The 26,644-nt window shown below is 31.8% G+C and carries 22 protein-coding genes; 17 read left to right on the top strand and 5 right to left on the bottom strand.

Annotated elements, in window-relative coordinates:
- The first annotated feature begins 5 nt into the window (after positions 1–5).
- Both WNY60_RS03770 and WNY60_RS03765 read left to right on the top strand, forming a co-directional pair.
- Positions 6–1,427: an alpha-amylase family glycosyl hydrolase gene (locus tag WNY60_RS03770; RefSeq protein WP_342861557.1), complete on the top strand. Its 1,422-nt coding sequence runs from the start codon at positions 6–8 to the stop codon at positions 1,425–1,427.
- A 138-nt stretch (positions 1,428–1,565) separates the two neighbouring features.
- Positions 1,566–3,947 (top strand): GAF domain-containing protein, encoded by a 2,382-nt coding sequence (locus WNY60_RS03765; protein ID WP_342861556.1) that lies wholly within the window; start codon positions 1,566–1,568, stop codon positions 3,945–3,947.
- On the opposite strand, the gene WNY60_RS03760 is transcribed toward WNY60_RS03765, so the two are convergent.
- Positions 3,944–5,209 (bottom strand): Pycsar system effector family protein, encoded by a 1,266-nt coding sequence (locus WNY60_RS03760; RefSeq protein ID WP_145006058.1) that lies wholly within the window; start codon positions 5,207–5,209, stop codon positions 3,944–3,946. The two genes, WNY60_RS03765 and WNY60_RS03760, sit on opposite strands and share 4 nt — an antisense overlap.
- A gap of 55 nt (positions 5,210–5,264) precedes the next feature.
- On the opposite strand from WNY60_RS03760, the gene WNY60_RS03755 reads away from it, so the two are divergent.
- Positions 5,265–8,975 carry a metallophosphoesterase gene (locus WNY60_RS03755; RefSeq protein WP_342861555.1) on the top strand — a complete coding sequence of 1,237 codons (3,711 nt, stop codon included), beginning with the start codon at positions 5,265–5,267 and terminating at the stop codon, positions 8,973–8,975.
- Between the two features lie 10 nt (positions 8,976–8,985).
- Positions 8,986–10,272 carry a DUF2254 domain-containing protein gene (locus tag WNY60_RS03750; protein ID WP_145006063.1) on the top strand — a complete coding sequence of 429 codons (1,287 nt, stop codon included), beginning with the start codon at positions 8,986–8,988 and terminating at the stop codon, positions 10,270–10,272.
- On the opposite strand, the gene WNY60_RS03745 is transcribed toward WNY60_RS03750, so the two are convergent.
- On the bottom strand, positions 10,267–11,073 hold the full coding sequence (locus WNY60_RS03745; RefSeq protein WP_339807965.1) for a hypothetical protein: 807 nt from the start codon (positions 11,071–11,073) through the stop codon (positions 10,267–10,269). The genes WNY60_RS03750 and WNY60_RS03745 overlap by 6 nt on opposite strands.
- An 85-nt stretch (positions 11,074–11,158) precedes the next feature.
- Between WNY60_RS03745 and WNY60_RS03740 the strand changes: the two genes are divergently transcribed.
- The 3 genes from WNY60_RS03740 to WNY60_RS03730 are packed head-to-tail and all read left to right on the top strand — an operon-like array spanning position 11,159 to position 13,588.
- The gene (locus tag WNY60_RS03740; protein ID WP_342861554.1) at positions 11,159–11,845 is read left to right on the top strand and encodes a glycerophosphodiester phosphodiesterase family protein; all 687 of its coding nucleotides are present in this window, start codon (positions 11,159–11,161) and stop codon (positions 11,843–11,845) included.
- Positions 11,842–13,053, top strand: a complete 1,212-nt coding sequence (locus WNY60_RS03735) for an NAD(P)/FAD-dependent oxidoreductase (protein WP_342861553.1) — start codon at positions 11,842–11,844, stop codon at positions 13,051–13,053. Before WNY60_RS03740 ends, WNY60_RS03735 begins: the two co-directional genes overlap by 4 nt.
- Before the next feature lies 1 nt (position 13,054).
- Entirely contained in the window at positions 13,055–13,588 is a 534-nt protein-coding gene (locus WNY60_RS03730) for a DUF1697 domain-containing protein (protein WP_186439230.1), read from the top strand.
- Here WNY60_RS03730 and WNY60_RS03725 read toward each other — a convergent pair.
- Positions 13,585–14,145: a TetR/AcrR family transcriptional regulator gene (locus WNY60_RS03725; RefSeq protein ID WP_145006078.1), complete on the bottom strand. Its 561-nt coding sequence runs from the start codon at positions 14,143–14,145 to the stop codon at positions 13,585–13,587. The two genes, WNY60_RS03730 and WNY60_RS03725, sit on opposite strands and share 4 nt — an antisense overlap.
- A gap of 208 nt (positions 14,146–14,353) precedes the next feature.
- Between WNY60_RS03725 and WNY60_RS03720 the strand changes: the two genes are divergently transcribed.
- The 4 genes from WNY60_RS03720 to WNY60_RS03705 all read left to right on the top strand — a co-directional run bounded on the left by WNY60_RS03720 (position 14,354) and on the right by WNY60_RS03705 (position 18,369).
- On the top strand, positions 14,354–15,436 hold the full coding sequence (locus WNY60_RS03720; RefSeq protein WP_342861552.1) for a diphosphomevalonate decarboxylase: 1,083 nt from the start codon (positions 14,354–14,356) through the stop codon (positions 15,434–15,436).
- Between the two features lie 27 nt (positions 15,437–15,463).
- Positions 15,464–16,393, top strand: coding sequence for a mevalonate kinase (locus tag WNY60_RS03715; protein ID WP_342861551.1), 930 nt, complete (start codon positions 15,464–15,466; stop codon positions 16,391–16,393).
- 145 nt (positions 16,394–16,538) lie between these two features.
- Positions 16,539–17,444 (top strand): geranylgeranylglycerol-phosphate geranylgeranyltransferase, encoded by a 906-nt coding sequence (locus WNY60_RS03710; protein ID WP_145006087.1) that lies wholly within the window; start codon positions 16,539–16,541, stop codon positions 17,442–17,444.
- A gap of 76 nt (positions 17,445–17,520) precedes the next feature.
- Positions 17,521–18,369, top strand: a complete 849-nt coding sequence (locus WNY60_RS03705) for a pseudouridine synthase (protein WP_145006089.1) — start codon at positions 17,521–17,523, stop codon at positions 18,367–18,369.
- A 90-nt stretch (positions 18,370–18,459) separates the two neighbouring features.
- On the opposite strand, the gene yihA is transcribed toward WNY60_RS03705, so the two are convergent.
- Both yihA and WNY60_RS03695 read right to left on the bottom strand, forming a co-directional pair.
- The gene (yihA, locus tag WNY60_RS03700) at positions 18,460–19,065 is read right to left on the bottom strand and encodes a ribosome biogenesis GTP-binding protein YihA/YsxC (RefSeq protein WP_292946873.1); all 606 of its coding nucleotides are present in this window, start codon (positions 19,063–19,065) and stop codon (positions 18,460–18,462) included.
- A gap of 72 nt (positions 19,066–19,137) precedes the next feature.
- Positions 19,138–19,902, bottom strand: a complete 765-nt coding sequence (locus WNY60_RS03695) for an alpha/beta hydrolase (protein WP_145006095.1) — start codon at positions 19,900–19,902, stop codon at positions 19,138–19,140.
- A 279-nt stretch (positions 19,903–20,181) separates the two neighbouring features.
- Here WNY60_RS03695 and mraZ point away from each other — a divergent pair, with 279 nt between their 5' ends.
- The 6 genes from mraZ to mraY all read left to right on the top strand — a co-directional run bounded on the left by mraZ (position 20,182) and on the right by mraY (position 26,628).
- Positions 20,182–20,652: a division/cell wall cluster transcriptional repressor MraZ gene (mraZ, locus tag WNY60_RS03690; protein ID WP_292946877.1), complete on the top strand. Its 471-nt coding sequence runs from the start codon at positions 20,182–20,184 to the stop codon at positions 20,650–20,652.
- Positions 20,636–21,535 carry a 16S rRNA (cytosine(1402)-N(4))-methyltransferase RsmH gene (gene rsmH / locus WNY60_RS03685; protein WP_342861550.1) on the top strand — a complete coding sequence of 300 codons (900 nt, stop codon included), beginning with the start codon at positions 20,636–20,638 and terminating at the stop codon, positions 21,533–21,535. Before mraZ ends, rsmH begins: the two co-directional genes overlap by 17 nt.
- Positions 21,536–21,537: 2 nt before the next feature.
- Entirely contained in the window at positions 21,538–21,855 is a 318-nt protein-coding gene (locus tag WNY60_RS03680; protein WP_145006103.1) for an FtsL-like putative cell division protein, read from the top strand.
- A 62-nt stretch (positions 21,856–21,917) separates the two neighbouring features.
- Positions 21,918–23,870, top strand: coding sequence for a penicillin-binding protein (locus WNY60_RS03675; protein ID WP_339808125.1), 1,953 nt, complete (start codon positions 21,918–21,920; stop codon positions 23,868–23,870).
- Positions 23,867–25,330: a UDP-N-acetylmuramoyl-L-alanyl-D-glutamate--2,6-diaminopimelate ligase gene (locus WNY60_RS03670; protein WP_339807956.1), complete on the top strand. Its 1,464-nt coding sequence runs from the start codon at positions 23,867–23,869 to the stop codon at positions 25,328–25,330. The genes WNY60_RS03675 and WNY60_RS03670 overlap by 4 nt, the downstream gene beginning before the upstream one ends.
- A 65-nt stretch (positions 25,331–25,395) precedes the next feature.
- Complete coding sequence (gene mraY / locus WNY60_RS03665) at positions 25,396–26,628, top strand: phospho-N-acetylmuramoyl-pentapeptide-transferase (RefSeq protein WP_145006108.1); 1,233 nt, start codon at positions 25,396–25,398, stop codon at positions 26,626–26,628.
- Positions 26,629–26,644 lie beyond the last annotated feature (16 nt).

Below are 26,644 nucleotides of genomic sequence, written 5' to 3'. Positions count from 1 at the left end.
CTCACATGAAAAAACTAATCTTATCCCTTGCAATACTTAGTGTTTTTGCTTGTAAAGAAGAGAAAAAACAAGAAGAAACTAACGTTGTTACAGAAGAAAAAGTAGCAATACAACCTATTTCGGCTTCCGATTTAGAAACTGCTGTTATCTATGAAGCTAACATACGTCAATATTCACCTGAAGGCACTTTTGAAGCTTTCACAAAAGACATTCCGCAGTTAAAACAATTAGGTGTAAAAGTGATTTGGTTAATGCCTGTGTTTCCTATTTCAGAAACAAAACGTAAAGCTACAGGAGGAGAAGACAGCAAGTTTGCAACCGATTTTCCTGAAGCAGAACAAGATAAATATTTAGGTAGTTATTATGCGGTTTCCGATTTCACTAAAATTAATCCAGAATTTGGGACGATTGAAAATTTTAGAGATTTAGTAAATACAGCGCATGACAACGGGATTTATGTGATTTTAGATTGGGTTCCTAATCACACAGGTTGGGATCATACTTGGTTAAAAACCAATCCAGAATATTACACACAAAACGATAAAGGCGAAGTCGTACATCCTGTAGATACAGATTGGACTGATGTTGCCGATTTAAACTACGACAACCAAGAGATGCGAAAAGCAATGGTTGCAGACATGAGTTATTGGTTGACAGAAGAAGGCGTTGACGGATTTAGATGTGACGTTGCAGGATCTGTGCCAACTAATTTTTGGGAGCAAGCGATACCAGAATTGCGAGCAAAAAAAGACATCTTTATGTTAGCTGAAGCTTGGGAACCAGAATTATTAAAAGATGGTTTATTTGATATGGCTTACGGTTGGGATAGACATCACGCCATGAATGCAATAGCAAAAGGAGAAAAGGATGCAACCGAATTTACTAGTGCTTTGCAAACCGATTTTGATCGTTACGCAAGTGACGATATTTTAATGAATTTTGTAACCAATCACGATGAAAACTCATGGAATGGTACCATTAAAGAACGCATGGGAGACGCTGGTGAAATGATGACTGCTTTGGCTTATGTAACTCCAGGAATGCCACTAATTTATTCTGGTCAAGAGTATGATTTAAACCATAGATTATTATTTTTTGAAAAAGATAGTTTCCCTCATATTAAAGGAACCACTTGGAAATTATTAGAAAAATTAGCAACATTAAAACAGAATAATGCTGCTTTACATGGAGGAAAAGCTTCCGCTAAATACAACGCAATTGATAATGGAAAAGATGTAATTTCATTTTCAAGAACAAAAGATAATGATGAGGTTGTATTTATTGCAAATGTTTCAAAAGAGAATACTAAAGTAAACCTTGTTCAAAAAGGGACATATTTAGATTATTTGTCTAATAAAACCATAGAATTAGAAGGTGATGCAATCCCTTTAGCGGTTAATGAATTTAAGATTTTAGTTAAAAAGTAAAAGAATTAGTAATTCTTCTTCATAAAAATATAGAAAAGTGCCTGATGGTGCTTTTCTGGTTTAATAAATTGTCAGTTTTTACAAGAAAATGCGACTAACCATAATAATGCGTATTTTTGCATTACATTATTATTATAAATGATCGATTTAAACGACAATATAAATTTACCTTTTTCGTTACAAATAAGTTTTAATAAACTTATTGAGCGCTATAATGACTTGGCTAAAAGTGAAGATTCCTTTATCGCAGCCAAAGCAAATCGCATATTAGAAATAGGACAGGCTAATCCTGTATTAAAAGAGGGATTTAGTAAGATTTCTGTATTGAAAAAATATGAGAAAGAAATCGCAATATTATTGGAAGATTCGTTTAGCGAAGTTTTAAGTCTAAATGAAATTAAAACAGCAAGTGTACCCTATCATAATTTTATTTTTAATGCTTCAAAACGTTTTGAAAATATAATAAAATCAGCTGGTCCCGATTTTGAATTGGTAATTAAAAATATGCCAGAAAATGATTGGTATATTCTTAGTTGTACAATTATAATGAGTTTTTGTTATAACTATGACACTAATTTTAAAAGACCATTATATTATGAGATTCCGAATGAAAATGGTATTGTAAGAATTTACAAGATTACTTATAATGCAGATTTCATGGAAATTATTCCTACTGAAGCTGCACCTAAATTAACGGATAAAGACTTTGACGAATTATTAGATAATTTTGAAAATATAGAGTTGTGGAAAGAAAAATTTCCTCCTAACAGTTATGTGTCAAAAGGATTTGTAATATCTAATATTTTTGATGTTACGGACGATCAGTCTATTTCAAACATAAAAACAACCTTAATAAAAAATAGTAAACGTAAAGACGAAAGCTTTATGGTAGATTTTCAAAAAGTCTTCCGTTCGTTATTAGGGGTTACTGATTTGGAGGTTGGATTTTCTATTTATAATAAAGAAGAAAATACCTTAATGAAGGTGCATGATTCTAGCATTAATAGTTTTTTGCTTAAAGCTAGAGAAGAGTTTAAGTGTGAGAATTTATTTTGTCATTACAGTTATGATAAAATTTTAAAAAGTAAAGCTAACCTTGCTATATCTGATGTAGATGCTAATTTTGAAAAATCTAAAGGTAAGGCTCCTCAGGTTAAAGTTTTAAAAGAGCAAGGTTTTAAAAGTGCCATTTTTGCACCAATAGCAGAACAAGGTGATTTACTTGCTGTTTTGGAGTTAGTATCTAAAACACCTAGAGCTTTAAATAGTATTAATGCCAATAAACTAGCAGACGTTATGCCTTTTATTTTGTCTGCTGTTAAGCGCTCTAAATTAGACGAGGCAAACTTAATACAGGCTATTATACAACGAGAATGTACTTCTATACATCCAAGTGTAAAATGGAAATTTGAAAGTGCTGCACGTAAGTTTATGCAAGAGGAGTACAATGGTAATGAAAACCCATCTTTTAATAAAATTAGTTTTGATAATGTTTATCCATTATTTGGTCAGATAGATGTTAAAGGATCGTCTGATGCTAGAAATAATGCAACACAAAAGGATTTAGCGCTTCAATTAAAATTAGTAGAAAAGATCGTTGAAAAAGCTTTTAATCATCAAAACTTACCAATTTTTGAGCAATTATTATTTCAGGTTAAAAGTTATCAAATTGCTTTAAAAAATGATTTTAAAGTTGATAGTGAGCAAAAAATCACTCATTTTTTTAAGTATGAAATAGAGCCACTTTTTAAATTTCAACTTAAATCAAAATCATTTATAACCCAAGACATTGAGGATTATTTTGCTAAAGTAGATGCTAATCTTGAAGTGATATATTATTATCGTAAAAATTATGATGATACTATTAGCTTGATAAACAAAAATATGTCTGCCTTGTTAGATAAAAAACAAGTAGAAGCACAAGCTATGTATCCTCACTTTTTTGAGCGTTTTAAAACGGATGGTGTTGAGCATAATATGTACATTGGAGAGTCTATTACAAAAGAAGATTCGTTTAACGAGTTATACTTATATAATTTAAGATTGTGGCAAATGCAAGTCATGATTGATATGGAAACGTCTTTTTACACCAAACAGCATAAATATCCTATCGCGCTTGATGTTGCATCAATGATTTTAGTGTTTAATCAACCGTTATCTATTAGATTTAGAGCAGATGAGAAACACTTTGATGTGGATGGTACTTATAATGCAAGATACGAGGTGGTTAAAAAACGAGTTGATAAAGCTAATATTAAAGGTACAGACGAGCGCATTACTGCTAAGGGTAAGTTAACAATTGTCTATTCTCAGCAAGAAGATGAGTTTGAATACTTAAAATATGTTAGATTTTTACAATCAAAACATAAATTAGGTGATGAGGTAGAAATATTAGAGTTAGAGGATTTGCAAGGAGTAACTGGCTTAAAAGCTATTAGAGTTAATATCTTGTATCAAGACCAAAACAATACAAAGCAGTTTTACACGTATAACGATTTAATGCAGGCTATAAAATCCTAACCAACTAAAAGTTGGTTAAGATTTTGAGGTAGTATGTATTGTATTTGCGATGTTGTATCTAATACATCCTGAATATTTACACCTGGATTGTTTTTTACAGCAATACCAAAAGCAAGTAGTGATATAATAATACCTATCATAAATACAGTGTATGTTATTCTTAATAAACGGTATTTTCGTTCTAAAACAATTCCTAAAAAATACAAATCTTTAGTCAGTGACTTGTAAATGTACTCCTTGTCATTTATCATTTCATTAATAGCCCATTCAAATTCGTTAAGTTTCATTTTATGAAAATTCCCAAAAAACGTTAAGTTAACTTCTTTGTTTTCTACATCTTCTTTAGTGAATTGACCACTAGTTACATTGGGTCTTGTAGCAATTATAGACATTACCATTGATACAACACTAAACAGAGTAAAAATCACAGTAGGCCAAGTTAGATAAGGGTTGGTGTCTAATTTAGAAATTAAATTAGCCAATACAACCGATATAATAATAGCATTAACAGATAATAAGATGTTGGCTTTAGTGTCCGCAATGTCACTTAATTTAATGTGATTACGTAGCGCAGTTCTGTAAAACGATTGAATAGCACGTTCTGGACTTTCGTTTTTATATTGGGCTTTGTACTTTGCCTTTAGCTCTTCTGTATTTTGTTTCTTTTTTTGTTTCTTTTTTGCAAGGATTAGCTTAGCAAGATTTTTTTCTTTTCTTTGTTGCCAATTTTGTAAGGCATAATCCGTATAATAACTGTGTTTTTTAGATAAGACTTTAATGTTCTCGTCAAGCCATTCTCTTGGTGTGTAGTTTGCAATACCTGCTAATTCTAACTCTTTTCTTAAAAACTCGCTAGCTTCCGGAAAGTATTTTTTTCCAAAATGAGAGGCATCAGCATCGCGTAAAATTTTCTCTAATTCGGTTTCTGGCTTACTATCAAATTTTGTAGCTAGTATACAATCTTCAACAGCTTTAATAGTTTTTTCGTCTACATTTTCTGTAGTCAAAAATTCTCTAGCTATTTGTGCGCTAACCTCCTCATGGCCTTCTCTTTTTTTAGTGTAGCCCACATCATGTAATAAAGCTGCTAATTGAAGTATTTGCGCATCATTAACATCAATTTTAGAGTTTTCTATAATTTCTTTCGTACTTTTAAATACTCGTAAGGTATGCGTGTGATTGTGATAGACTATCGTGTTTGGTAGCTCATTTTTAAGGAGTTCAAATACAAAAGCTTCGGTTTTTTCAATTAGTTTAGACATGAGTGCATAATTATTCTTATCCAAAGTACTAAAAAAATAAAACTCTCAACCTTTAATGACAAAAAATAACATATTTCTAACGTTTGTTTTAGCTTTTCTATTGACTAATTGTGCCAGTTTTGAGGCGCAATATAAATCAGAAGATAAAACAGTAGTTGCATTACCAAATAAACCAATTGACAAAACGTTTTACTTGGTTGGTGATGCAGGAAAATCACCAATGGGTGGATTTAGTAGTGGATTAACTGCATATAAAAATCTAATAAAACAAAAAGATACCAAAGGTGACTATACTATATTTTTAGGAGACAATATTTATCCTGCAGGTCTACCAACAAAGGAAGATCCATATTATGACGAAGCTAAAAACCATTTACAAGCACAAGTAAATGCTGTTTCTGGTTTTAATGGTGAAGTATTGTTTATTCCTGGAAATCACGATTGGTACGCAGATGGTTTAAATGGGTTAAAAGATGAAGAAAAATTTATTGAAGACGCATTGGGTAAAAACACATTTCAGCCAGAAAACGGTTGTCCGTTAGAAGTGGTCGAGGTTAGTGATGGTATCGAGTTAATTATCATTGACACACAATGGTATTTAGAAAACTGGAATGATCATCCTACTATAAATGACGAGTGTGAAATTAAAACAAGAGAACGCTTTTTATTAGAATTAGAAGGCGAGTTTAAAAAAGCACAAAATAAAACCGTTGTAGTTGCTATGCATCATCCCATGTATACTAATGGTACTCATGGTGGATTTTATAGCGCAGATAAACATTTGTACCCAACACAAAGTAAAATTCCGGTTCCAATATTAGCTTCATTTTTAACGCAAGTTAGAACACAAGGTGGTGTTTCTATTCAAGATAGGTATAACGAGCGTTATAATAAGATGATGAATCGTATTGAAACCTTAGCTTTAGAGTATACAAATATAATTTTTACATCTGGGCACGAACACAATTTACAATACATAGAAAATAATGGAATCAAACAAATTGTATCAGGTTCTGGTGCTAAACAATCTGGAGCAGCCTTAAGTAATAATGGTTTATTTGCCTATGGTAAACAAGGTTTTGCAACACTAACAGTATTTAAAGATGGAAGTAGTTATGTTAGTTTTTATGGTGAGGATAATGAGCAGCCAAAACTGTTATTTACCAAGCAAATTGCTAAAAAAAACGCGTCTCAATTTGATTTATCAACATTACCAGATAGCTTTTCACCGACTATTCAAGCCTCAATTTATACTGAAGAAGAAACTCAAAAAACAGGTGTTTATAAAACATTTTTTGGAGAGAAATATCGTGATATTTATAGCCAAAAAGTAGAAGTTCCTGTTGCTACATTGGATACGCTTTATGGTGGTCTAGAAATTGTTAGAGAAGGTGGAGGTCACCAAACAAGATCTTTAAGATTACAAACTAAAGATGGTCGACAATTAAATATGCGTGCGTTGCGCAAAAGTGCTACACAGTATTTGCAAACGGTTTTGTTTAAAGAAACATACTTAAAAGATGATTTTGATAAAACTAAAGTTGAAGATTTAATATTAGATTTTTATACAGCAGCACACCCTTATGCGTTTTCAGTAGTTCCAGATCTTTCACATGCAGCAGGTGTGTACCATACTAATCCTAAATTGTTTTATATACCAAAACATAAATATTTAAAGGATTACAACTATAATTATGGTGGCGAATTATATTTAATTGAAGAACGTCCTGAAGATAATTATACAGATGAAAAAAACTTTGGTTATGCAGATGATATCGAAAGTACACATGACATTATTAAAAAAATTAGGACTGACGAAAAATATAAAATAGACGAAAATACTTTTATTAGAGCACGCCTTTTTGATATGCTTTTAGGAGATTGGGACAGACACCAAGACCAATGGAGATGGGCTCAGTTTAACCAAGATAATGGAGATAAATTATATAAACCTATTCCTAGAGATAGGGATCAAGTGTTTTCTAATTTTGATGGTGCTTTATTAGATATTATGCGTTTTATTTCTGGATCAACTAAACAGCTTCAAGTGTATGATGGTGAGTTGAAGGATATAAAATGGATGAATAGTGCAGGTATTAAATTGGATAAAGTGTTAATTCAAAATTCTGATAAATCTGTTTGGATTAAGCAAGCACAATACTTGCAAGATAATATTACAGATGCTGTTATTGAAGAGGCTTTTAGTAAAGTTCCAAAAGAAGTACAAGAAGAATCTTTATTGCAGATAAAAACATTTTTAAAAGAAAGAAAAAATAACTTACTAGATATAGCAGAGCGTTATTCTGATTATCTTAATCAATTGGTGATACTAACTGGTACAGATAAGGATGATTATATTGAAGTTAATAGGATTGCAGATAATCAAACGCAAGTTGTAATTTCAAGAATAAAAGATGGTAAAAAAGCAGATGTTATAGTAGATCGTACTTTTGATAAGGATATAACTAAGGAGTTATGGATTTATGCTTTAGATGATGATGATATAATTGAAGTTAGCGGTAAAGCTAGTAACTTAATTTTTACACGTATTATTGGTGGGCAAAATAACGACGAATATATTATTAATAATGGAAGACGTGTACGTATTTATGACCATAAATCAAAACCAAATACCATAACTAAAAACAATGGAGCTAAGGTTAAATTTACAGATATTTACAATAATAACCTGTTTGATTTTCAGAAAAACATAGTTAAAACAAGTGTGGTTACCCCAAGTCTTGGGTATAATCCAGATGATGGTTTTAAAGTAGGTGTAGGCTTAAATTATACTGTAAAAGGATTTTCTCGTAACCCATACTCGCAACAACATCGTTTTAAAAGTGGTTACTTTTTTGCAACTAGTGGTTTTAGTTTAAATTATGATGGTGAATTTGCAAACCTTTTTGGCGAATGGAACTTGCATGTCGCAGGACAACTAACAAGCGAGAATTTTACCAATAACTTTTTTGGTTATGGTAATGAAACCGTTAACAATGATGATGACTTAGATTTAGATTATAATAGAATTAAAACAAGTATATATGCAGCTAGTGTAGGTGTCCTTAAAAAAGGAGATTTTGGATCTGATTACGGAATAAAAATAACTACAGAAGCTGTAGAGATTGGAGAAACACCAGACCGTTTTATTGAAACACAAGAACCGTCTGTAAACACAACAGACTTTTATAATAGACGCTTTTTCGCAGGTTTAGAAGGAAATTTTAATTATCATAGTTTTGATAATGCTATAAATCCTTCCAGAGGGATGACCTTTGATTTAGGTGTAGGAGGTAAAACCGAAGTTAAAGACTCTAAATACACATACGGATTTGTAAATACTGCTTTAGGGTTTTACAACGCGCTATCTACAAACAGAAAACTAGTTTTAAAAACAGATGCACGCGCACAAATGCGATTTGGTGATGATTTAATATTTTATCAAGCAGCAAATATTGGTGGAGCCAATGGACTGCGTGGTTACAGGTTGCAACGTTTTACAGGTCAAAACAGTTTAACAGGTAGTGCAGATATTAGATATAGCTTTAATCAGTTTAAAACAAAAACGTTACCATTACAATTAGGTGTCTTTGTTGGAGGTGATGTAGGACGTGTTTGGACTAAAAATGATGCGTCAAAAATTTGGCATAATGATTATGGAGTTGGATTTTGGGTGACTGCAGCAGATAGTGTTTCTGGAACATTTAACTTTTTTAATAGCGAAGAAGGATTACGTTTTTCTTTTGGATTTGGATTAAATTTTTAAAACCAAACTAATGAAAAATGTTATAGTTAATGGTTTTGAATATTTAAAAAAACTTGAAAGTAAAATTGCTTTTTACCCTTCGGTTTATAGCCTGACAGGGTTGCTGTTTACATTTTTTATGTACTATGCAGAAAATAGAGGTATATCGTCTTATTTAGTAGACAATGTACCTTTGTTGGTTATAAATAATTCAGAAACTGCATTTAATATTTTAACCACGTTTATTGCTGGACTAATCTCTATAATGGTTTTTAGTTTTTCCATGGTAATGATATTGTTAAATCAAGCATCAAGTAACTTTTCGCCTAGAGTCTTACCTGGTTTAATATCTAATAAGCGTCATCAAAAAATATTAGGCATATATAACGCAACGTTACTATTTTGCATCTTTACTATGGTAGGTATAGAGCCTGATGGAGGTGAAAACCAATTGCCAGGCTTTTCAGTATTATTGGCTATTGTATTTATGGTTATCTGCTTAGGTGCTTTTATTTATTTTATACATTCTATTTCGCAAGAGATTCAGGTTCATAGTATCATGCAACGCATATTTGATGAAGCTAAAAATAGACTAGATAAACTTATACATTCAGAAGAAGATATAACTCAAGAGTTTCCAAATACAGATGATTGGACGGTTTATAAGTCACCAGCAACAGGCTTTTTGCAAGATATTATATTAGACCCTTTTAGTCAACACGCAAAACAAAATGACAATCAATTTGAAATTGTAGCAATTAAAGGACAATACGTATATAAGGACAAGCCTTTATTTAAAAGTAAAACAAAACTTAAAGACGAAGCTCTTGAAGATTTATTAGCTTATTTTCTTTTTTCAAGAGACGAGATTATAGAAGACAACTACGTTTTAGGCTTTAAGCAAATTACCGAAATTGCTGTAAAAGCGATGTCTCCTGGTATTAATGATCCTGGAACAACTATTATTGCGATAGATTATCTTGCAGAACTTTTTCAAAGCAGAATGTATAAAAACGATATAAGTATCTTGTTGGAAGATAATAAACCAGTAGTAAAAATTAGCTCTGTGACATTTAAAGAGTTACTATATTTTGTTATGGCTCCAATTAGGACTTATGCAAAGCACGACGTTATTATAGTTAATAAATTAATTAATCTATTTCAGCATTTAGCATTTAATATAGATTGTGATAATAAAGGCTATTTAGCAGATATTGATAACGAAGTTAAACGCTTATCAATAGATGCTAATAGTGCTATAAGTAATCAGGAGGATTTAAAATTAATAAACGACAGGTTAAAATCTTTTAATCTATAATTTAAACTTATAAATGTTATTATCTTCTTTACCAGAGTCTTCGTCTGTAATATAAATAGACGTGTTATTTATAAAGCAAACACCTTCTTTTTGACTATCATGATTTAATGAGATGCTCTCTACATTACCATCAAAAAAAGCATCGGATTTAAAGTTTGTAAGTTTCCAAATTCTATCATGATTTAATAGTATAATGGTAGAGCCATCAGGACTAATGTCTGCAGATGTTACACGTGTATCTTTTCCTTTTAGTTTGTAGTCTGTAACATACGTTGCAACGTGAGACCCAATGGTGTTTGGTACTTTAATAACCATTGTTTTTTTATTCTCTTTACTAAAAATATAAAAGTCATTATTCCATAAAAAGAAAGCTTCAAAATCTTCAGACTTAATATCATCAGGTAATGTAAAGCGTATAGTTTCAGCTTCTGTTTTGTCCTTAATGTTTGCTATGTTATTGACTTTATATATAAAAAAGTGGTCTCGTTTTCTTGAGTTATTTCCAAAATCTCCAATGTATAAATTCCCAATGTTGTCAGCAGCTAAGTCTTCCCAGTCATGGTTTTTAATATTGCTAATATCTATATCTTTAATAATATTACCTTTTTTGTCTAAACCATACACATTGTTTTTATTGCCTGCATCCTCAATAGTCCAAATTAAATCAGATCCACTAATTAATTGTGCTGCAGAAGCTTCGTCCAAATCACCATCTATGGATCCTACTACAGTTAGTTTTCCTGTGTTGCAAGACATAAAAAGTAATGCAAAAACTAGTATTGGTTTTAAATGAAAAGTCATAAATTGTCATGTTTAAAATAAGATTAAATATAGGCATATAACAAGCCAGACTAAAGTTTGTAATCTTAAAGTATTTATAAAATTAATGAACAAAATATTAAAATTTGGTCATAGAGGAGCAAAAGGTCATGTGACAGAAAACACTTTGGAGTCAATCCAAAAGGCTTTGGATTTGGGTGTCGATGGGATCGAAATTGATGTTCACGTGTGCAAAACAGGAGAGCTAGTTGTTTTTCATGATTTTACGTTAGATAGAATTACGGATGGTACAGGAGAAATTGGTAAATTTTCGTTATCGGAATTAAAGCAATTAAAGGTTGAAAATCTATATAGTATCCCAACGTTAACTGAAGTATTAGATTTAATTGATAATAAAATTTTTATAAATATTGAATTAAAAGGCGAACATACCGCTAATCCAACTTGTGCTGTAATTAAAGATTACGTGGACAATAAAAATTGGACAATGGACCATTTTATTGTTAGTAGTTTTCAAGAAAAAGAGTTGCTTGACGTGTTTAGTTGCAACCCTAATATAGCATTAGGCGTTTTAACAAAAGCAAGTGTAAATCAAGCAGTTGCTTTAGCTAAGCGGATTAATGCAAAAGCAATACATCCTAATTTAGCATTGTTAAGTAAGGACAATGTTAAACAAACACAAGACCAAGGTTATAAGGTTAATGTTTGGACAGTCAATACTAAGCAAGCTATTGCACGTATGAAAAGCTATAATGTTGATGCTATAATAAGTGATTTTCCAGATAGATTATGAAACAGTACGATGTAATAATAATAGGTGGTGGTGCAGCTGGTTTTTTTGCAGCAATTAATATTGGTGAGTTGTATCCCAATTTAAAAATAGCTGTTTTAGAAAGAGGTAAAGATGTACTAGGTAAGGTTAAGGTATCTGGTGGTGGACGTTGTAATGTAACACATGCCGAGTTTGTTCCGCAAGAATTAACCAGTTACTATCCAAGAGGTGAAAAGGAACTTTTAGGACCTTTTCACACCTTTATGACTGGAGATACTATGGAGTGGTTTGAAAATAGAGGCGTATCATTAAAAATTGAAGACGATGGACGCATATTCCCAACCAGTAATAATTCGCAAACCATTATTGATTGCTTTTTAAACGAAGCTGATAAATATAATGTTGAGGTATTAACAAATCAATCCGTAACAAGTTTTAGTCCAATCGACCAGCAATGGGAAGTGGTTACAAAATCGGACCATTTTACAGCTAAAAAACTTATTGTGGCTACAGGAAGTAATCCTAAAATTTGGTCTTTTTTAGAGCAGTTAGGGCATACTATTATCAAGCCTGTACCTTCATTGTTTACATTTAATATTAATGATGCAAGGATTAAAGATATTCCAGGTGTTGTGGCTCAAAACGTAACAGTCAAAGTAATAGGTACTAAGTTAGAGTCTTCAGGTCCTTTATTAATTACACATTGGGGAATGAGTGCGCCTTCCATATTAAAACTATCAGCTTTTGGTGCTTTAGATTTGGCTAAAAAAGAGTATAAATTTGATATTGAAGTTAATTTTGTAAACCAAGATTTTGAGGACGTGCTGTCAGATTTAAAAACATATAAGCAAGACTTGTCTAAAAAAACAGTGTTTAAAGCAGCACAATTTGATATGCCAAAACGGTTATGGAAAACGTTAGTTGAAGCTGCAGGAATAACTGAAGATACGCGTTGGGCAGATTTAAATAAATCCCAATTAGATGATTTAGCTGGTCAATTAACTACAGCAATTTTTAAAGTAGACGGAAAAAGTACGTTTAAAGAAGAATTTGTTACAGCAGGAGGAATAGATTTAAAGGAAGTTAATTTTAAAAATTACCAAAGTAAATTGCATAGTAACCTGTATTTTGCTGGCGAAATTATTAATGTTGATGCCTTGACAGGTGGATTTAATTTCCAAAATGCATGGACAGGAGCTTACATTGTGGCTAAAAATATTAAGATTTAATATGGAGACTTTTATTGTGTTTTTAAGAGGTATTAATGTTGGAGGACACAACAAAATAAAAATGCTAGATTTACGTCAAGTGTTATCAGAGATAGGCTTTAATGATGTAAAAACGTATATTCAAACAGGTAATATTATACTAAAAACGGATTTAAAAGACAAAGCAATTATAACCAGTAAGATAGAGGAGTCTATTTTAAATCATTTTGGTTTTAACATACCAACTCTAGTAAAAACAAAAGCAGACCTTGATTTAATTTTTAAAAAATGTCCTTTTACTGATGCAGAAAAAGAAAACAGCTATTTTGCTCTACTTTATAACGCTCCAAGTCAAAGTCAAATCACAGCATTATCAAATTATGATTTTCCAAATGAAAAATTTACTATAACTAACCAGTGTATCTATCTTTATTCAAGTGTAGGTTATGGAAGGACTAAGGCAAATAGTAATTTTTTTGAAACTAAATTAAAAATCAAAGCTACCGCCAGAAATTTTAAAACACTTACTAAGGTAGTATCGCTAATAAAAAATTAGTTTTTGTTTCTAATAGCATCCCAAGACATTTCTATTGCTAGATCTATTTCCTCTTTTGTCATGTCCAATTCTTCGTTACTCTTTAGTCTAACTGCAGATATTACGGTTCCAAAAGCCATTTGCAAAATTAATCTTATAGGTACATTTCTAACATGCTTTTCTTCAATTCCTTTTAAAAAGAAATCTCTAATGTTAGCAATATAAGGTACAGATTGATTAACAATCTCTTTAGATATAATTGGTGGTGCAGCAACGTACTCGACAAATTGAAAAGCTAAGGGGTTTCCAACAAAGTAGTTGTACAAATTGGACCACATGGTTTCAAATTGTGCTTTAAAATCGCCTTCAGGTAAATTAGCCATTAAAACCACACCATAATCTTGAACAATCATCTTGTATAGTTCTTGTATAACCTCATTTTTATTTTCAAAATAATGGTATATCGTACCAACAGCTACATTAGCTTCTTTGGCGACTTGAGACATAGGTGTAGCGTGTACACCTTGTTTAACCACTAATTCTAACATAGTGATTATTATACGTTGTTTTTTGTCCATTTAGACAGGTTGTATTTTATGGTAAAAAGCGGTGAGGCGAAGTTTTAAGGGAACTTTTTTTACCTATCAGTTAACATTATAAATTTTTTTAGAAAGACAAACGATTTGTTAAGGGTTGTTAATCAGTAAATTGAATGTTCATTCGGTGCTCAAAATTAATAAATTAGTTTAAATATTAAAGCTATATTTGTATAAATTTAATTATTAGATGGATTTATCACGTTTTTTATTAAAAAACTATCAAAATAAGCTAAATAACGGAAGTGTAACTTGGTCTTCTCCAAGTAATATTGCGCTAGTTAAATATTGGGGAAAAAAAGAGCATCAAATTCCAGAAAACCCATCAATCAGTTTTACTTTAGATTCTTGTAAAACAATTACTGAGTTGCATTATATTAAAAAGCAAAAAGGTAATAATAGTTTTGACTTCAAGGTTTTTTTAGATGAAGAATTAAAGCCTGACTTTCATCCTAAAATCGAAACGTTTTTTAAGCGTATTGAAAGTTATGTGCCTTTTTTAAAAGAATTTGAGTTTACTATTAAAACTAAAAACACGTTTCCTCATAGTTCTGGTATTGCATCTTCCGCATCAGGTATGAGCGCTTTAGCTTTGTGTATAATGAGCATAGAAAAACTATTAAATCCAGAATTATCTCAAGCGCATTTTATCCAAAAAGCATCCTTTTTAGCAAGATTAGGATCAGGTAGTGCTTGTAGGAGTTTGGAAGGTGATTTAGTAGTTTGGGGTAAACACCCAAAAATTGAAGATAGTAGCGATTTGTTTGGTGTAAAATATCCGTATAAAGTTCACGATATTTTTAAAAACTATAACGATACTATATTATTGGTTGATAAAGGAGAAAAACAGGTAAGTAGCACAGTTGGTCATAATTTAATGCATGGACACCCATTTGCTAGCCAACGTTTTGATCAAGCAGTAGACAACATAACCGCAATCAAATCAATTTTAGAAACAGGAGACTTAAATCAGTTTATTGCTTTAGTCGAAAGTGAAGCCTTGACGCTACACGCTATGATGATGACAAGTATGCCTTATTTTATTTTAATGAAACCTAATACGCTAGAAATTATTAATAAAATCTGGCAATTTAGGAAGGATACAGGATTACCTGTTTGCTTTACTTTAGATGCAGGTGCTAATGTACATGTCTTATATCCAGATAAATATAAAGATAAGATTTATGAATTCATTAAGGAACAGTTAGTTGCATATTGTCAAAACGGTCACTATATTTGTGATAAAATTGGTTTTGGCGCAAAACAGTTGTAACTTTATAAAACCAATGCTTAATTGCTTATGAAAGGCCCTTTATTTTATTCAAAAATTTTATTATTCGGAGAGTACGGTATTATTAAAGACTCTAAAGGTCTGTCAATACCTTATAATTTTTATAATGGTGCGCTAAAAATGGAGGACAATCCATCGGAAGTAGCGCAACGATCAAATCAAAGTTTACAACGCTTTGCTGACTATTTATCTAAAATAGACCATTCATTAGTCGTTTTTGATATACAGTCATTAAATAAAGACGTTAAAGCAGGTATGTACTTTGACTCTTCAATTCCGCAAGGATATGGAGTTGGTAGTAGTGGTGCGTTAGTTGCAGCAATATATGACAAGTATGCACAAGATAAAATTACTGTCTTAGAAAATTTGACACGTGAAAAGTTGTTAACGCTTAAAGCTATTTTTTCTGAAATGGAATCTTTTTTTCATGGAAAATCTTCGGGATTAGATCCGCTTAATAGTTATTTAAGCTTACCAATTTTAATAAATTCTAAAGAAAATATTGAAGCTACAGGTATACCAACACAAAGTAGTGATGGTCAAGGTGCTGTGTTTTTGTTAGACTCTGGTATTATTGGAGAAACTGCTCCAATGGTAAGTATCTTTATGGAAAACATGAAGCAAGAAGGGTTTAGAACAATGCTTAAAAATCAATTTATAAAGCACACAGATGCGTGTGTAGATGACTTTTTAAAAGGAGATATAAAATCGCTGTTTAAAAATACCAAACAGTTATCTAAAGTGGTGCTAAATAACTTTAAACCAATGATTCCGGCTCAATTCCATGAGTTATGGAAAAAAGGAATAGAGACTAATGACTATTACTTAAAACTTTGTGGTTCAGGTGGTGGAGGTTATATCTTAGGTTTTACACCTGATATTAAAAAAGCACAATTAGCCTTAAAAGACTATAAATTAGAAGTGGTTTATAATTTTTAATTCACACCATTATTTTTTGAAAACAGAACTAAATCATTTTTCAATAGGCTTATTCGTTTGGCAGTTATTCATGATTTTGCTGTTATTAGCATTCATCGTTTTGGTTTATAAAATTTATAAAAAAATTACATCTAATAAATAGTTAATGCTCACTAGAAAGCAAAAACATATACTTATTAAGTTTTTTAGTATGTTTTCTGTAATTAGAGGCTATAATATACTAGTTGTAGTCCTTGCACAATATTTAGCGTCAATTTACATTTTCGCTTCGGACAAACCACTAAAAAAGGTGTTGTTTGATGTTAATCTGCTAATGCTAGTGTTAGCAACAGCAGCTGTAATTGCAGGAGGATATATAATTAATAATTTTTACGATTCTGAAAAAGATTTAATCAACAGGCCTAACAAAACAATGTTAGATAAGTTAGTAAGTCAAAATACTAAGTTGTCTTTTTATTTTGTGCTTAATTTTTCAGCAGTAGTAATGGCTAGTTACGTGTCTTTTAAGCCAGTATTATTCTTTTCGTTTTATATTTTTTCAATTTGGTTTTATTCACATAAACTAAAAAAAATGCCTATTGTAGGTAATGTAGTGTCGTCAATATTGACATTAACACCATTTTTTGTAATTTTTGTCTACTATCATAATTTTAAGTCAGTAGTATTTGTTCATGCTACGTTTCTATTTTTAATAATTGCTATAAGAGAATTAACTAAGGATTTGGAGAATATAAAAGGAGACTTAACTCTAAACTATAGGACTATCCCTATTGTATATGGTGAGCGCACATCCAAAAAAATGATTAGTGTTTTGGTTATAGCGACGTTGTTTCCGGTTTATTTTTTAATAGCAAAATTTGATATTGGATATATGTATCTGTATTTTTACGTGTGCGAGGCTCTGTTGGTTGTCTATTTATTTTTATTATGGCGATCAGTGACTAAAACACACTATTTGTGGTTGCATAATATCTTAAAAATAATAATCGTAGCAGGAGTGTTTAGTATACTGCTAATCAATATTGATTTAGTTTTAAATCGAATTCTTTAGTGGTTAAATCATTAACATTCATACGATAATTAACAACAGATGAAAAATTCGTTGTAGATTTGCAAAAAATTATATTATGAGTAGACATAAAGGTGGTAATGATAAAGGAAAGTCTTCAGGACGAGGAAGTGATAATGCTAAAAGCAAAACTTTTGCTAGAGGCAATGCACCTATAAAAAAGAAAGTTGCTCCAAAAGCAAAGCCTACAAGCGCTACTAACTCTGATTTAATCAGATTAAATAAATACGTAGCTAATTCTGGGATGTGTTCTCGAAGAGAAGCTGATCAACATATTGCAATGGGTTTAGTTACCGTAAATGGTAAAGTTGTGGTAGAGATGGGTTATAAAGTTAAGCTAGAGGATGAAGTAAGATACGATGGAGCTAGAATTAATCCAGAAAAGAAGGCTTACGTTTTATTAAACAAGCCAAAAGGGTTTGCTACAACTACAAGTGAACAAAAAGGTAGAACCGTTATGGACCTAGTAGCTAATGCTTCAAGTTCTAGAATTAAGCCAATAGGACGTTTAGGACGTAACTCTACGGGTTTATTACTTTTTACTAACGACGAAAAGATTGTAGCACGTTTTACTAATTCTAATAAAGGTGTTGAAAGATTATTTCATTTAGAGTTGGATAAAAACTTAAAAATGGAAGATCTTAAAAAAATCAGAGAAGGTTTTAAGGTTGAAGGTAAACAAGTTGGTGTTGAAGAAATTGACTATGTAAATAATACAAAGAATGAAGTTGGTGTAAAAATTAAAAACACAGGAAACACTATTTTGCATACAATATTTGAGCATTTAAAATATGAATTAGTTAGAATTGATTGTGTTCAAATAGCGCATTTAACTAAAAAAGATATACCACGAGGTAATTGGAAAATATTATCAGAACAAGAGGTTAACACATTAAAAATGATGTAGTTTATATCTCTAACAAAACAAAAAAACTCGCTTTAATAGCGAGTTTTTTTGTTTGTTATAATTTTAAGTTGGTAACGTTTTTGGCGGATACTATTCAATTATGATGTTTTCATTTAATCCATCAATGTAGTTTAGTACGTCATCTTTACCAATGTCTTTGCTAGAAGATGTTATAAAGTAATTTGGCATTTCTTCCCATGTTTCTAACAGTATTGTTTTATAGTCTTCAACGTGATTTTCAATAGCTTTAGGTTTTAACTTATCTGCTTTTGTAAATATGATAGAAAAAGGTATTCCGCTTTCTCCTAAATATTGCATAAATTCTTGATCTATTGGTTGTGGTTTATGTCTAATATCCACAAGTACAAATGCAGTTACTAATTGCTCTCGGTTTTCAAAATAATGTGTTATAAATTTTTGAAACACCTTCTTTGTGCTCTTGGATACTTTAGCATAACCATAACCTGGTAAATCAACTAAAAACCAATCTTTATTTATTATAAAATGGTTGATTAGTTGGGTTTTTCCTGGTCTTCCAGATGTTTTAGCTAGACTTTTTCTGCTTGTAAGCATATTGATTAAGGACGACTTTCCAACGTTACTTCTACCAATAAAAGCATATTCTGGTATGCGATCTTTAGGACACTTTGAAGCATCAGAATTACTGGTTACAAACTCGGCAGATTTAATATGCATGTATTACTAGTGTTTTGATTTCGGTTAAACCAAAAATCTTATATTAAGTTATATTGTAAGACTGGTAAGATATTAAATATCACGTTTTTTAAACCAATCAAATAATATTTGATTAAAAGTTTCAGGATGCTCCATCATCGCAGCATGACCACATTTTTCGATCCAAAATAAATCAGAGTCAGGAAGTAATAAATTAAATTCTTCTGCCACTTCTGGTGGTGTTACGCCATCATTTCTACCCCAAATTATACAAGTCGGAACAGTCATTTTAGGTAAGTCTTTAGCCATATTATGTCTAATGGCACTTTTTGCAATAGCTAAAGTTTTAATAAGTTTATTTCGGTCGTTAACGGTTTCATAAACTTCGTCTACTATTTCTTTTGTGGCTACTGCAGGATCGTAAAATACCTCTTGCGCTTTCTTTTTAATTACCTCGTAATCACTTCGTTTAGTGTATCCTCCACCCATTGCGCTTTCGTATAATCCAGAGCTACCAGTTATTACTAAAGCTTTTACTTTGTCAGGATGCATTTTTGTGTGATATAAGCCAATGTGTCCTCCTAATGAGTTACCTAGCAAAATGACGTTATCAAGTTCTTTAAAAGCAATAAAATCGTATAGGTATTTAGCAAATGCTTTGACATTTGTTTTAAGTAAGGACATGCTATAAATAGGCAGTTCTGGGATAATTACTTTGTATCCATTTGTGCTAAAAAAAGTGGTCACAGCATCAAAATTACTTAAACCTCCCATTAGTCCGTGAAGTACAATTATTGGTTGTCCTTCACCAACTTCAATATAGTTGAATTTTCCTTCTTTTTTAAGTATACGCGTCATTAATGGCTAGTAGTTTACATCAAAAGCAAATATAACTAATTCATTTAAAAAACAGACATTTTAATCATTTAGTTAAGTGTCTTTCGTGTTAATAAAAAGCAAAATTTCCCACCTAAGATTTCGGCTTGGTTTGTTGACTTTGTTTAAGCTTGGACTTGAATTGTCTCCTAAAAGGTGTTAAAATTGGAATACTTATCAACAAAGTGGTAAAATGTGGTAAAATGTGGTAAAATTTTCAATATATTTGATTTTTACAAATTCTGACAATTAAAAACGGTTGTGAACTCATTAATAGGAACATACGAATGTAAAGTAGACGCAAAAGGACGGCTTATGCTACCTGCTGCGCTGAAAAAACAGTTGGCTCCTGAGTTGCAAAATGGCTTTGTTTTAAAACGTGCAGTGTTTCAGGAATGTTTGGAGTTGTATCCAATGCAAGAATGGAATGCTTTAATGCAAAAAGTGAACAAACTTAATCGTTTTAAAAAGAAAAACAATGACTTTATCCGCAGGTTTACTGCTGGAGTAAAAATTGTTGAAGTCGATGCTAACGGTCGTTTGCTAATACCAAAAGATTTAGTTGCGTTTGCATCTATTGCTAAAGATATCGTGATGTCTTCAGCGGTTAATATTGTAGAAATTTGGGATAAAACGAAGTATGAAAAAGCTATTGATGATGCAGCAGATGATTTTGCTGATTTAGCTGAAGAGGTAATGGGTCAAGATGAAGAGTATGACAGCATATCATAATCCAGTATTATTAAACGAAACAGTAAATGGTTTGGCTATTAAGCCAGACGGAATTTACGTGGATGTTACTTTTGGAGGTGGTGGACACAGTAAAGAGATTTTAAGTCGCTTGGGTGAAAACGGAAAGCTGTATGCTTTTGATCAAGATGTTGATGCATTGGAAAATGCAATCGATGATCCACGATTTACTCTAATACATGAAAACTTTAGATATATCAAACGTTTTTTGCGTTTTCATGGTGTAAAGCAAGTGGATGGTATTTTGGCTGATTTTGGCGTGTCATCACATCAATTTGATGTTGCTTCTAGAGGGTTTTCGACGCGTTTTGAAGCAGATTTGGATATGAGGATGAATCAAAATGATGCTTTGTCTGCGTTTCATGTTATTAATGAGTATGATGAGGAGCAGTTAAAACAAGTGCTGTCGCAATATGGAGAGCTTCGTGCTGCACCAGCAATGGCAGGTTTAATTGTAGAGCATCGTAAAAACGAAATAATTAAAACTAGTGATCAGCTTAAAAAGGTGCTACAAAGATTTTTGTCGCCTAAGCATGAAAACAAAATATTAGCTCAGATATATCAAGCAATCAGGATTGAAGTAAATCAAGAGATTGAGGCTTTAAAAGAATTTTTACAACAAACACCTGAGGTTTTAAAGCCAGAGGGTCGTTTAAGTTTGATTTCTTATCACTCCTTAGAAGATAGATTGGTAAAACGATTTATTAGAAATGGATTATTTGAAGGAGAGCCAGAGCGTGATGTTTTTGGTCGTTTTGAAGTGCCATTAAAAAAAGTTGGAGGATTAATAATCCCATCTAAAGAAGAAATTAAAATTAATAACAGAGCGCGAAGTGCAAAGTTGCGTATTGCTGAAAAGATATAACATTGAAAAAAAGTATCTATAGCATATTAAGAGGGACTTTTTTAGTCAGCGAAGATTCATTTAAAAACTGGAAGCTTATCATATTTCTTTCGGTTTTAGCTATTGTAATGATAGCAAGTTCGCATAGTCTAGATAAAAAAGTACATCAAATTGCAAAGCTTAACAATCAAGTTAAAGAGTTGCGATCCGAGTTGTATGATGGAAGAACCAAACTTATGCAGTTAAAAATGGAATCTTCTGTTGTAAAAAAAATGAAAGAAAAAGGTTTGGCGCCTTCTGTTATTCCGCCAAAAAAAATAATTGTTAAACCGCAAACTTAGTTCCACTCGTGGCAGTAAACGAAAAGAACATATTAAACAAATTATATTTTGTCGCAGGATGTATGTTCATCTTTGGGCTGCTTGTGGTTGGAAAATTGTTAACCATTCAGGTTGTGCAAGGTGATAAGTATAGGGCTTTGGCAGATAAGCGTGCTATTAAGGACGTGGTTATACCAGCAAACAGAGGTAATGTTTATTCTGCAGATGGTAGTTTGTTAGCAACATCAATACCTAAGTATGATATCTTGTTTGATGCCATTACACCTTCAGACAAAAACTTTAAAGCTAACTTGAAACCATTAAGTGATGCCTTATCAAACTATACAGGTAAGCCTTCAAGTTTTTATCAAAAAGAATTAGGGAAAGCTAGAGCTAATAAAAATCGTTATTTTTTATTAGCTAGAAATATTGGCTACTCGGAGTATTTAAAATTTAGAGAATTTCCTTTATTAAAATTAGGAGCTTTTAAAGGTGGTTTAATAGTAGAGCAAAAAGTTAAAAGAGAACATCCTTTGGGTGAAGTTGCACAACGAACTATTGGTTATGAGCGTACTGATGATGAAGGTAATGTGACCAGAGCAGGTATAGATGGTGCTTTTGGTGTCGATTATTTAAGAGGAAAAGATGGTAAGCGTTTAAAACAAAAAATAGGTAAAGGACAATGGAAGCCTATTTTAGATTACGATCAAGTTGAGCCTAAAGATGGGTTTGATGTGTATACTACTATTGATGTTAATATACAAGATATTGCGCATCATGCATTACTAGAACAATTAGAGTTGTATCAAGCAGAGCATGGAACAGTTGTGGTGATGGAAGTTGAAACAGGTGAAATTAGAGCTATTTCAAATTTAGGTAAAACAGCCTCAGGTCATTATTGGGAAAAAAGAAACTATGCGGTTTATGAAGCGCATGAGCCTGGCTCTACGTTTAAGCTTATGGCTTTAATGGCTGCTTTGGAAGATAACAAAATTGATACGTCAGATGTTATTGATACGGGAAATGGTTATAAGGTATTTTATGGTAGAGGTATAAAAGATTCTCATGGTAATGGAAAAATATCTGCAGCCAGAGCATTTGAAGTCTCTTCAAATATTGGATTAGCTACAATTGTAGACAACGCCTATGCAAAGGATCCAAACCGTTTTATAGATATTTTAAGTAGTTGGAATTTAGATAAAAAATTAGGAATTTCTATAAAAGGAGAAGGTCAACCAATGATTCCTAGACCAGGAGATGGTAAATGGAGTCGTAACGCTTTACCGTCTATTGCTTATGGTTATAATCTTAAAATTACACCTTTACAAACTTTAACGTTTTATAATGCTGTTGCAAATAATGGTGTTATGGTTAAACCAAGATTTATTAGAGAGGTAAGGGATTTAAATAAGCAAATAGAGGTTTTTGATAAAACTATTATCAATGAAAAAATATGTTCAGACAAGACCTTGCGCGCAGCTCAAGAAATGCTTAAAAATGTGGTTGTAAAAGGGACAGGTAGATCATTGTATTCGGACTATTTTTCTATGTGTGGTAAAACAGGAACTGCAAGGGTGGAATATTGGATGGATGATTGGGCAAAAAATCCACGTTACATTTCTTCGTTTGCTGGATATTTTCCAGTGGACAAACCTAAATATTCGTGTATTGTGGTGATCCATAAGCCTAGTGTTAAAAAAGGATTTTATGGTGCTGATGTTTCTGGTCCAGTGTTTAAAAAAATAGCTCAAAAAATATTTACAGATACGCCATTAATTGATCAAGTAGCATCGCTAAATGTTAAGGATGTAAAAGTAGATAAAGAGTATGAAAGCTATTATAAAATAGCAAATACTTATAAAACAATTATGCCAGATGTAACAGGATTACCTGTTATGGATGCTATGGCTTTGTTAGAAAACATGAACGTAAAAGTGAATGTTAAATGTCAAGGTCAAGGGACTGTAAAAAGTCAGTCAGTTAATAAAAACACCAAATTAAAAGATAATCAAACTATAGTTTTAGAAGCCTCGTGATTTCATTAAAAGACATATTATATAAAGTAACGCTAGATGCAGTTGTAGGAAGTACAAATATCTTAGTGCGCAATATTCATTTTAATTCTCGTAATGTAGCAATTAACGATGTTTTTGTGGCTGTTAAAGGTAGTCTTACAGATGGACATCAGTATATTGAAAGTGCAATCCAACAAGGCGCAATAGCTGTTGTGTGTGAGGAGCTTCCAAGTGTGACTAAAGCTGGAGTTACTTATGTTAAAGTGGATGACTCAAGCGCAGCTTTAGCAATAATGGCTTCAAATTTTTATGGTAATCCCTCAGATAACTTAAAGTTAGTTGGTGTAACAGGTACCAATGGAAAAACCACGATTGCCTCGCTTTTGTATCAATTGTTTAAAAAAGCAGGATATAAAGTTGGTTTGCTTTCAACAGTAAAAATTATGGTGGATAATCAGGAGTTTCCTGCAACGCATACTACACCAGATTCTTTAACTATCAATAGGTACTTAAAACAAATGAATGATGAAGGTGTTGAGTTTTGCTTTATGGAAGTCAGTTCTCATGGAATACATCAAAATAGAACATTAGGATTAACGTTTGAAGGCGGAATATTTACAAACCTTTCTCATGATCATTTGGACTATCACGATACGTTTGCTGAATATAGAGATGTTAAAAAAAGATTTTTTGACGAATTGCCTAAAACAGCATTTGCATTAACTAATGGTGATGATAAAAACGGAAGCGTAATGCTTCAAAACACTAAAGCAAAACAATATACTTACGCTTTAAAAAGTTTTGCAGATTATAAGGCTCAGATTTTAGAAAATCAGTTTAATGGTTTGTTATTAAAGCTTAATGATAATGAGGTTTGGGTTAGATTAATCGGGAACTTTAATGCTTATAATATCCTTGCAATTTTTGCTACTGCAGAACTTTTAGGATTGGAAAAAGAAGAAACTTTAAGGTTGATAAGTGAGTTAGAGAGTGTAAGTGGGCGTTTTCAATTTATAATTTCTGATCAAAAAATAACAGCTATTGTAGATTATGCTCATACACCAGATGCATTACAAAATGTATTAGAAACTATCAACGATATCAGAACTAAAAACGAGGACGTAATTACTGTCGTTGGCTGTGGTGGCGATAGGGATAAAACTAAGCGTCCAAAAATGGGGCACATAGCTTCAGCGCTTAGTACTAAAGTTATTTTTACAAGTGATAATCCACGTACAGAAGTAGCAGAAGTAATTATAGAGGATATAGAAAAAGGTGTCGAACCACAAAATTTTAAAAAAACAATGTCAATTGTTGACAGAAAGCAAGCTATTAAAACAGCTTGTCAATTAGCAAATCCAAACGATATTATTTTAATAGCAGGTAAAGGACATGAAACCTATCAAGAGGTAAATGGAAAACGCCATGATTTTGATGATTTTAAAATAGTTCAGGATTTTTTAAAACAATTACAAAAATAATAATTGAAGTTAAGCTAAACGTAACACTATTTAAAACGGTTTAGCAAAATAAAAAAGCAATATAAATGTTATACTACTTATTTGAATTTTTAGAAAAAAACTACCAATTTCCAGGTGCTAGTGTGTTTCAATTTATCACATTTAGAGCAGCTCTGGCTATTATTTTATCATTGTTATTTTCTACAATATTTGGTAAACGTATTATTGTAGCGCTACAAAAAAAGCAAGTAGGAGAGTCTGTTAGAGATTTAGGTTTAGATGGACAGTTAGAAAAAGCTGGTACGCCAACTATGGGAGGGATTATTATAATTCTTGCTACGTTATTGCCAGTGCTTTTACTAGCAAGATTGGATAATATATATGTCATCATGTTAATTGTAACCATGTTATGGATGGGAGCAGTTGGATTTACAGATGACTATATAAAAGTGTTTAAAAAAGATAAAAAAGGCCTTAGCGGAAAGTTTAAAGTGTTAGGACAAGTAGGTTTAGGGTTATTTGTTGGTTCGATAATGTATTTCCATCCAGGAATTACTATCAAAACAGAAAAAGTTAATCCAGTTTTTGAAACAGAATTAATAACTCAAAGTTCTGAAAGAGAATTTAATGTGGAGGAACAGTCGCTAAAAACAACCATTCCTTTTGTAAAAGATAATGAGTTTGACTATTCAAATTTGGTGACGTGGATGGGAGACGGTTATGCTAAATATGCATGGTTGGTGTTTATACCAATAGTAATATTTATAATCACAGCAGTTTCTAATGGTGCTAATTTAACGGATGGTATCGATGGGTTGGCAGCAGGTAGTTCGGCTATTATAGTCTTTGTACTAGCAATATTTGCTTTTATCTCTGGTAACATCGTTTTTTCAGATTATCTCAATGTTATGTTTATACCACGACTGGGTGAAATGGTTGTGTTTATAGCTGCTTTTGTAGGAGCATTAATCGGGTTTTTATGGTACAATACATATCCTGCTCAAGTATTTATGGGAGACACAGGTAGTTTGACAATAGGTGGTGTTATCGCTGTAATAGCAATAGCAGTAAGAAAAGAGTTGTTGATTCCTGTGTTATGCGGAATCTTTTTCGCAGAATCATTATCAGTGATTTTGCAGGTTAGCTATTTCAAATTTACACGTAAAAAATATGGAGAAGGACGACGCATATTTTTAATGTCTCCTTTGCATCATCACTATCAAAAAAAGGGCTATCACGAAAGTAAAATAGTAACTCGCTTTTGGATTGTTGGAATTTTTCTTGCAATACTGTCGATAGTGACATTAAAATTAAGATAAAAGCTAAGACTTAAAT

The sequence above is a fragment of the Olleya sp. AS48 genome (assembly GCF_038900355.1).
Lineage (GTDB): Bacteria > Bacteroidota > Bacteroidia > Flavobacteriales > Flavobacteriaceae > Olleya.
This window is presented reverse-complemented; position numbering and strand designations above follow the sequence as displayed.

Coding starts and splice junctions, on each gene's coding strand:
- WNY60_RS03750 (WP_145006063.1), top strand. CDS start 8,986: ATGAAAAATGTTATAGTTAATGGTTTTGAATATTTAAAAAAACTTGAA.
- WNY60_RS03755 (WP_342861555.1), top strand. CDS start 5,265: ATGACAAAAAATAACATATTTCTAACGTTTGTTTTAGCTTTTCTATTG.
- WNY60_RS03730 (WP_186439230.1), top strand. CDS start 13,055: ATGGAGACTTTTATTGTGTTTTTAAGAGGTATTAATGTTGGAGGACAC.
- WNY60_RS03710 (WP_145006087.1), top strand. CDS start 16,539: ATGCTCACTAGAAAGCAAAAACATATACTTATTAAGTTTTTTAGTATG.
- WNY60_RS03725 (WP_145006078.1), bottom strand. CDS start 14,145: ATGGACAAAAAACAACGTATAATAATCACTATGTTAGAATTAGTGGTT.
- yihA (WP_292946873.1), bottom strand. CDS start 19,065: ATGCATATTAAATCTGCCGAGTTTGTAACCAGTAATTCTGATGCTTCA.
- WNY60_RS03705 (WP_145006089.1), top strand. CDS start 17,521: ATGAGTAGACATAAAGGTGGTAATGATAAAGGAAAGTCTTCAGGACGA.
- WNY60_RS03740 (WP_342861554.1), top strand. CDS start 11,159: ATGAACAAAATATTAAAATTTGGTCATAGAGGAGCAAAAGGTCATGTG.
- WNY60_RS03745 (WP_339807965.1), bottom strand. CDS start 11,073: ATGACTTTTCATTTAAAACCAATACTAGTTTTTGCATTACTTTTTATG.
- WNY60_RS03695 (WP_145006095.1), bottom strand. CDS start 19,902: ATGACGCGTATACTTAAAAAAGAAGGAAAATTCAACTATATTGAAGTT.
- WNY60_RS03765 (WP_342861556.1), top strand. CDS start 1,566: ATGATCGATTTAAACGACAATATAAATTTACCTTTTTCGTTACAAATA.
- WNY60_RS03720 (WP_342861552.1), top strand. CDS start 14,354: ATGGATTTATCACGTTTTTTATTAAAAAACTATCAAAATAAGCTAAAT.
- WNY60_RS03675 (WP_339808125.1), top strand. CDS start 21,918: ATGTTCATCTTTGGGCTGCTTGTGGTTGGAAAATTGTTAACCATTCAG.
- rsmH (WP_342861550.1), top strand. CDS start 20,636: ATGACAGCATATCATAATCCAGTATTATTAAACGAAACAGTAAATGGT.
- WNY60_RS03760 (WP_145006058.1), bottom strand. CDS start 5,209: ATGTCTAAACTAATTGAAAAAACCGAAGCTTTTGTATTTGAACTCCTT.
- WNY60_RS03715 (WP_342861551.1), top strand. CDS start 15,464: ATGAAAGGCCCTTTATTTTATTCAAAAATTTTATTATTCGGAGAGTAC.
- mraY (WP_145006108.1), top strand. CDS start 25,396: ATGTTATACTACTTATTTGAATTTTTAGAAAAAAACTACCAATTTCCA.
- WNY60_RS03770 (WP_342861557.1), top strand. CDS start 6: ATGAAAAAACTAATCTTATCCCTTGCAATACTTAGTGTTTTTGCTTGT.
- WNY60_RS03735 (WP_342861553.1), top strand. CDS start 11,842: ATGAAACAGTACGATGTAATAATAATAGGTGGTGGTGCAGCTGGTTTT.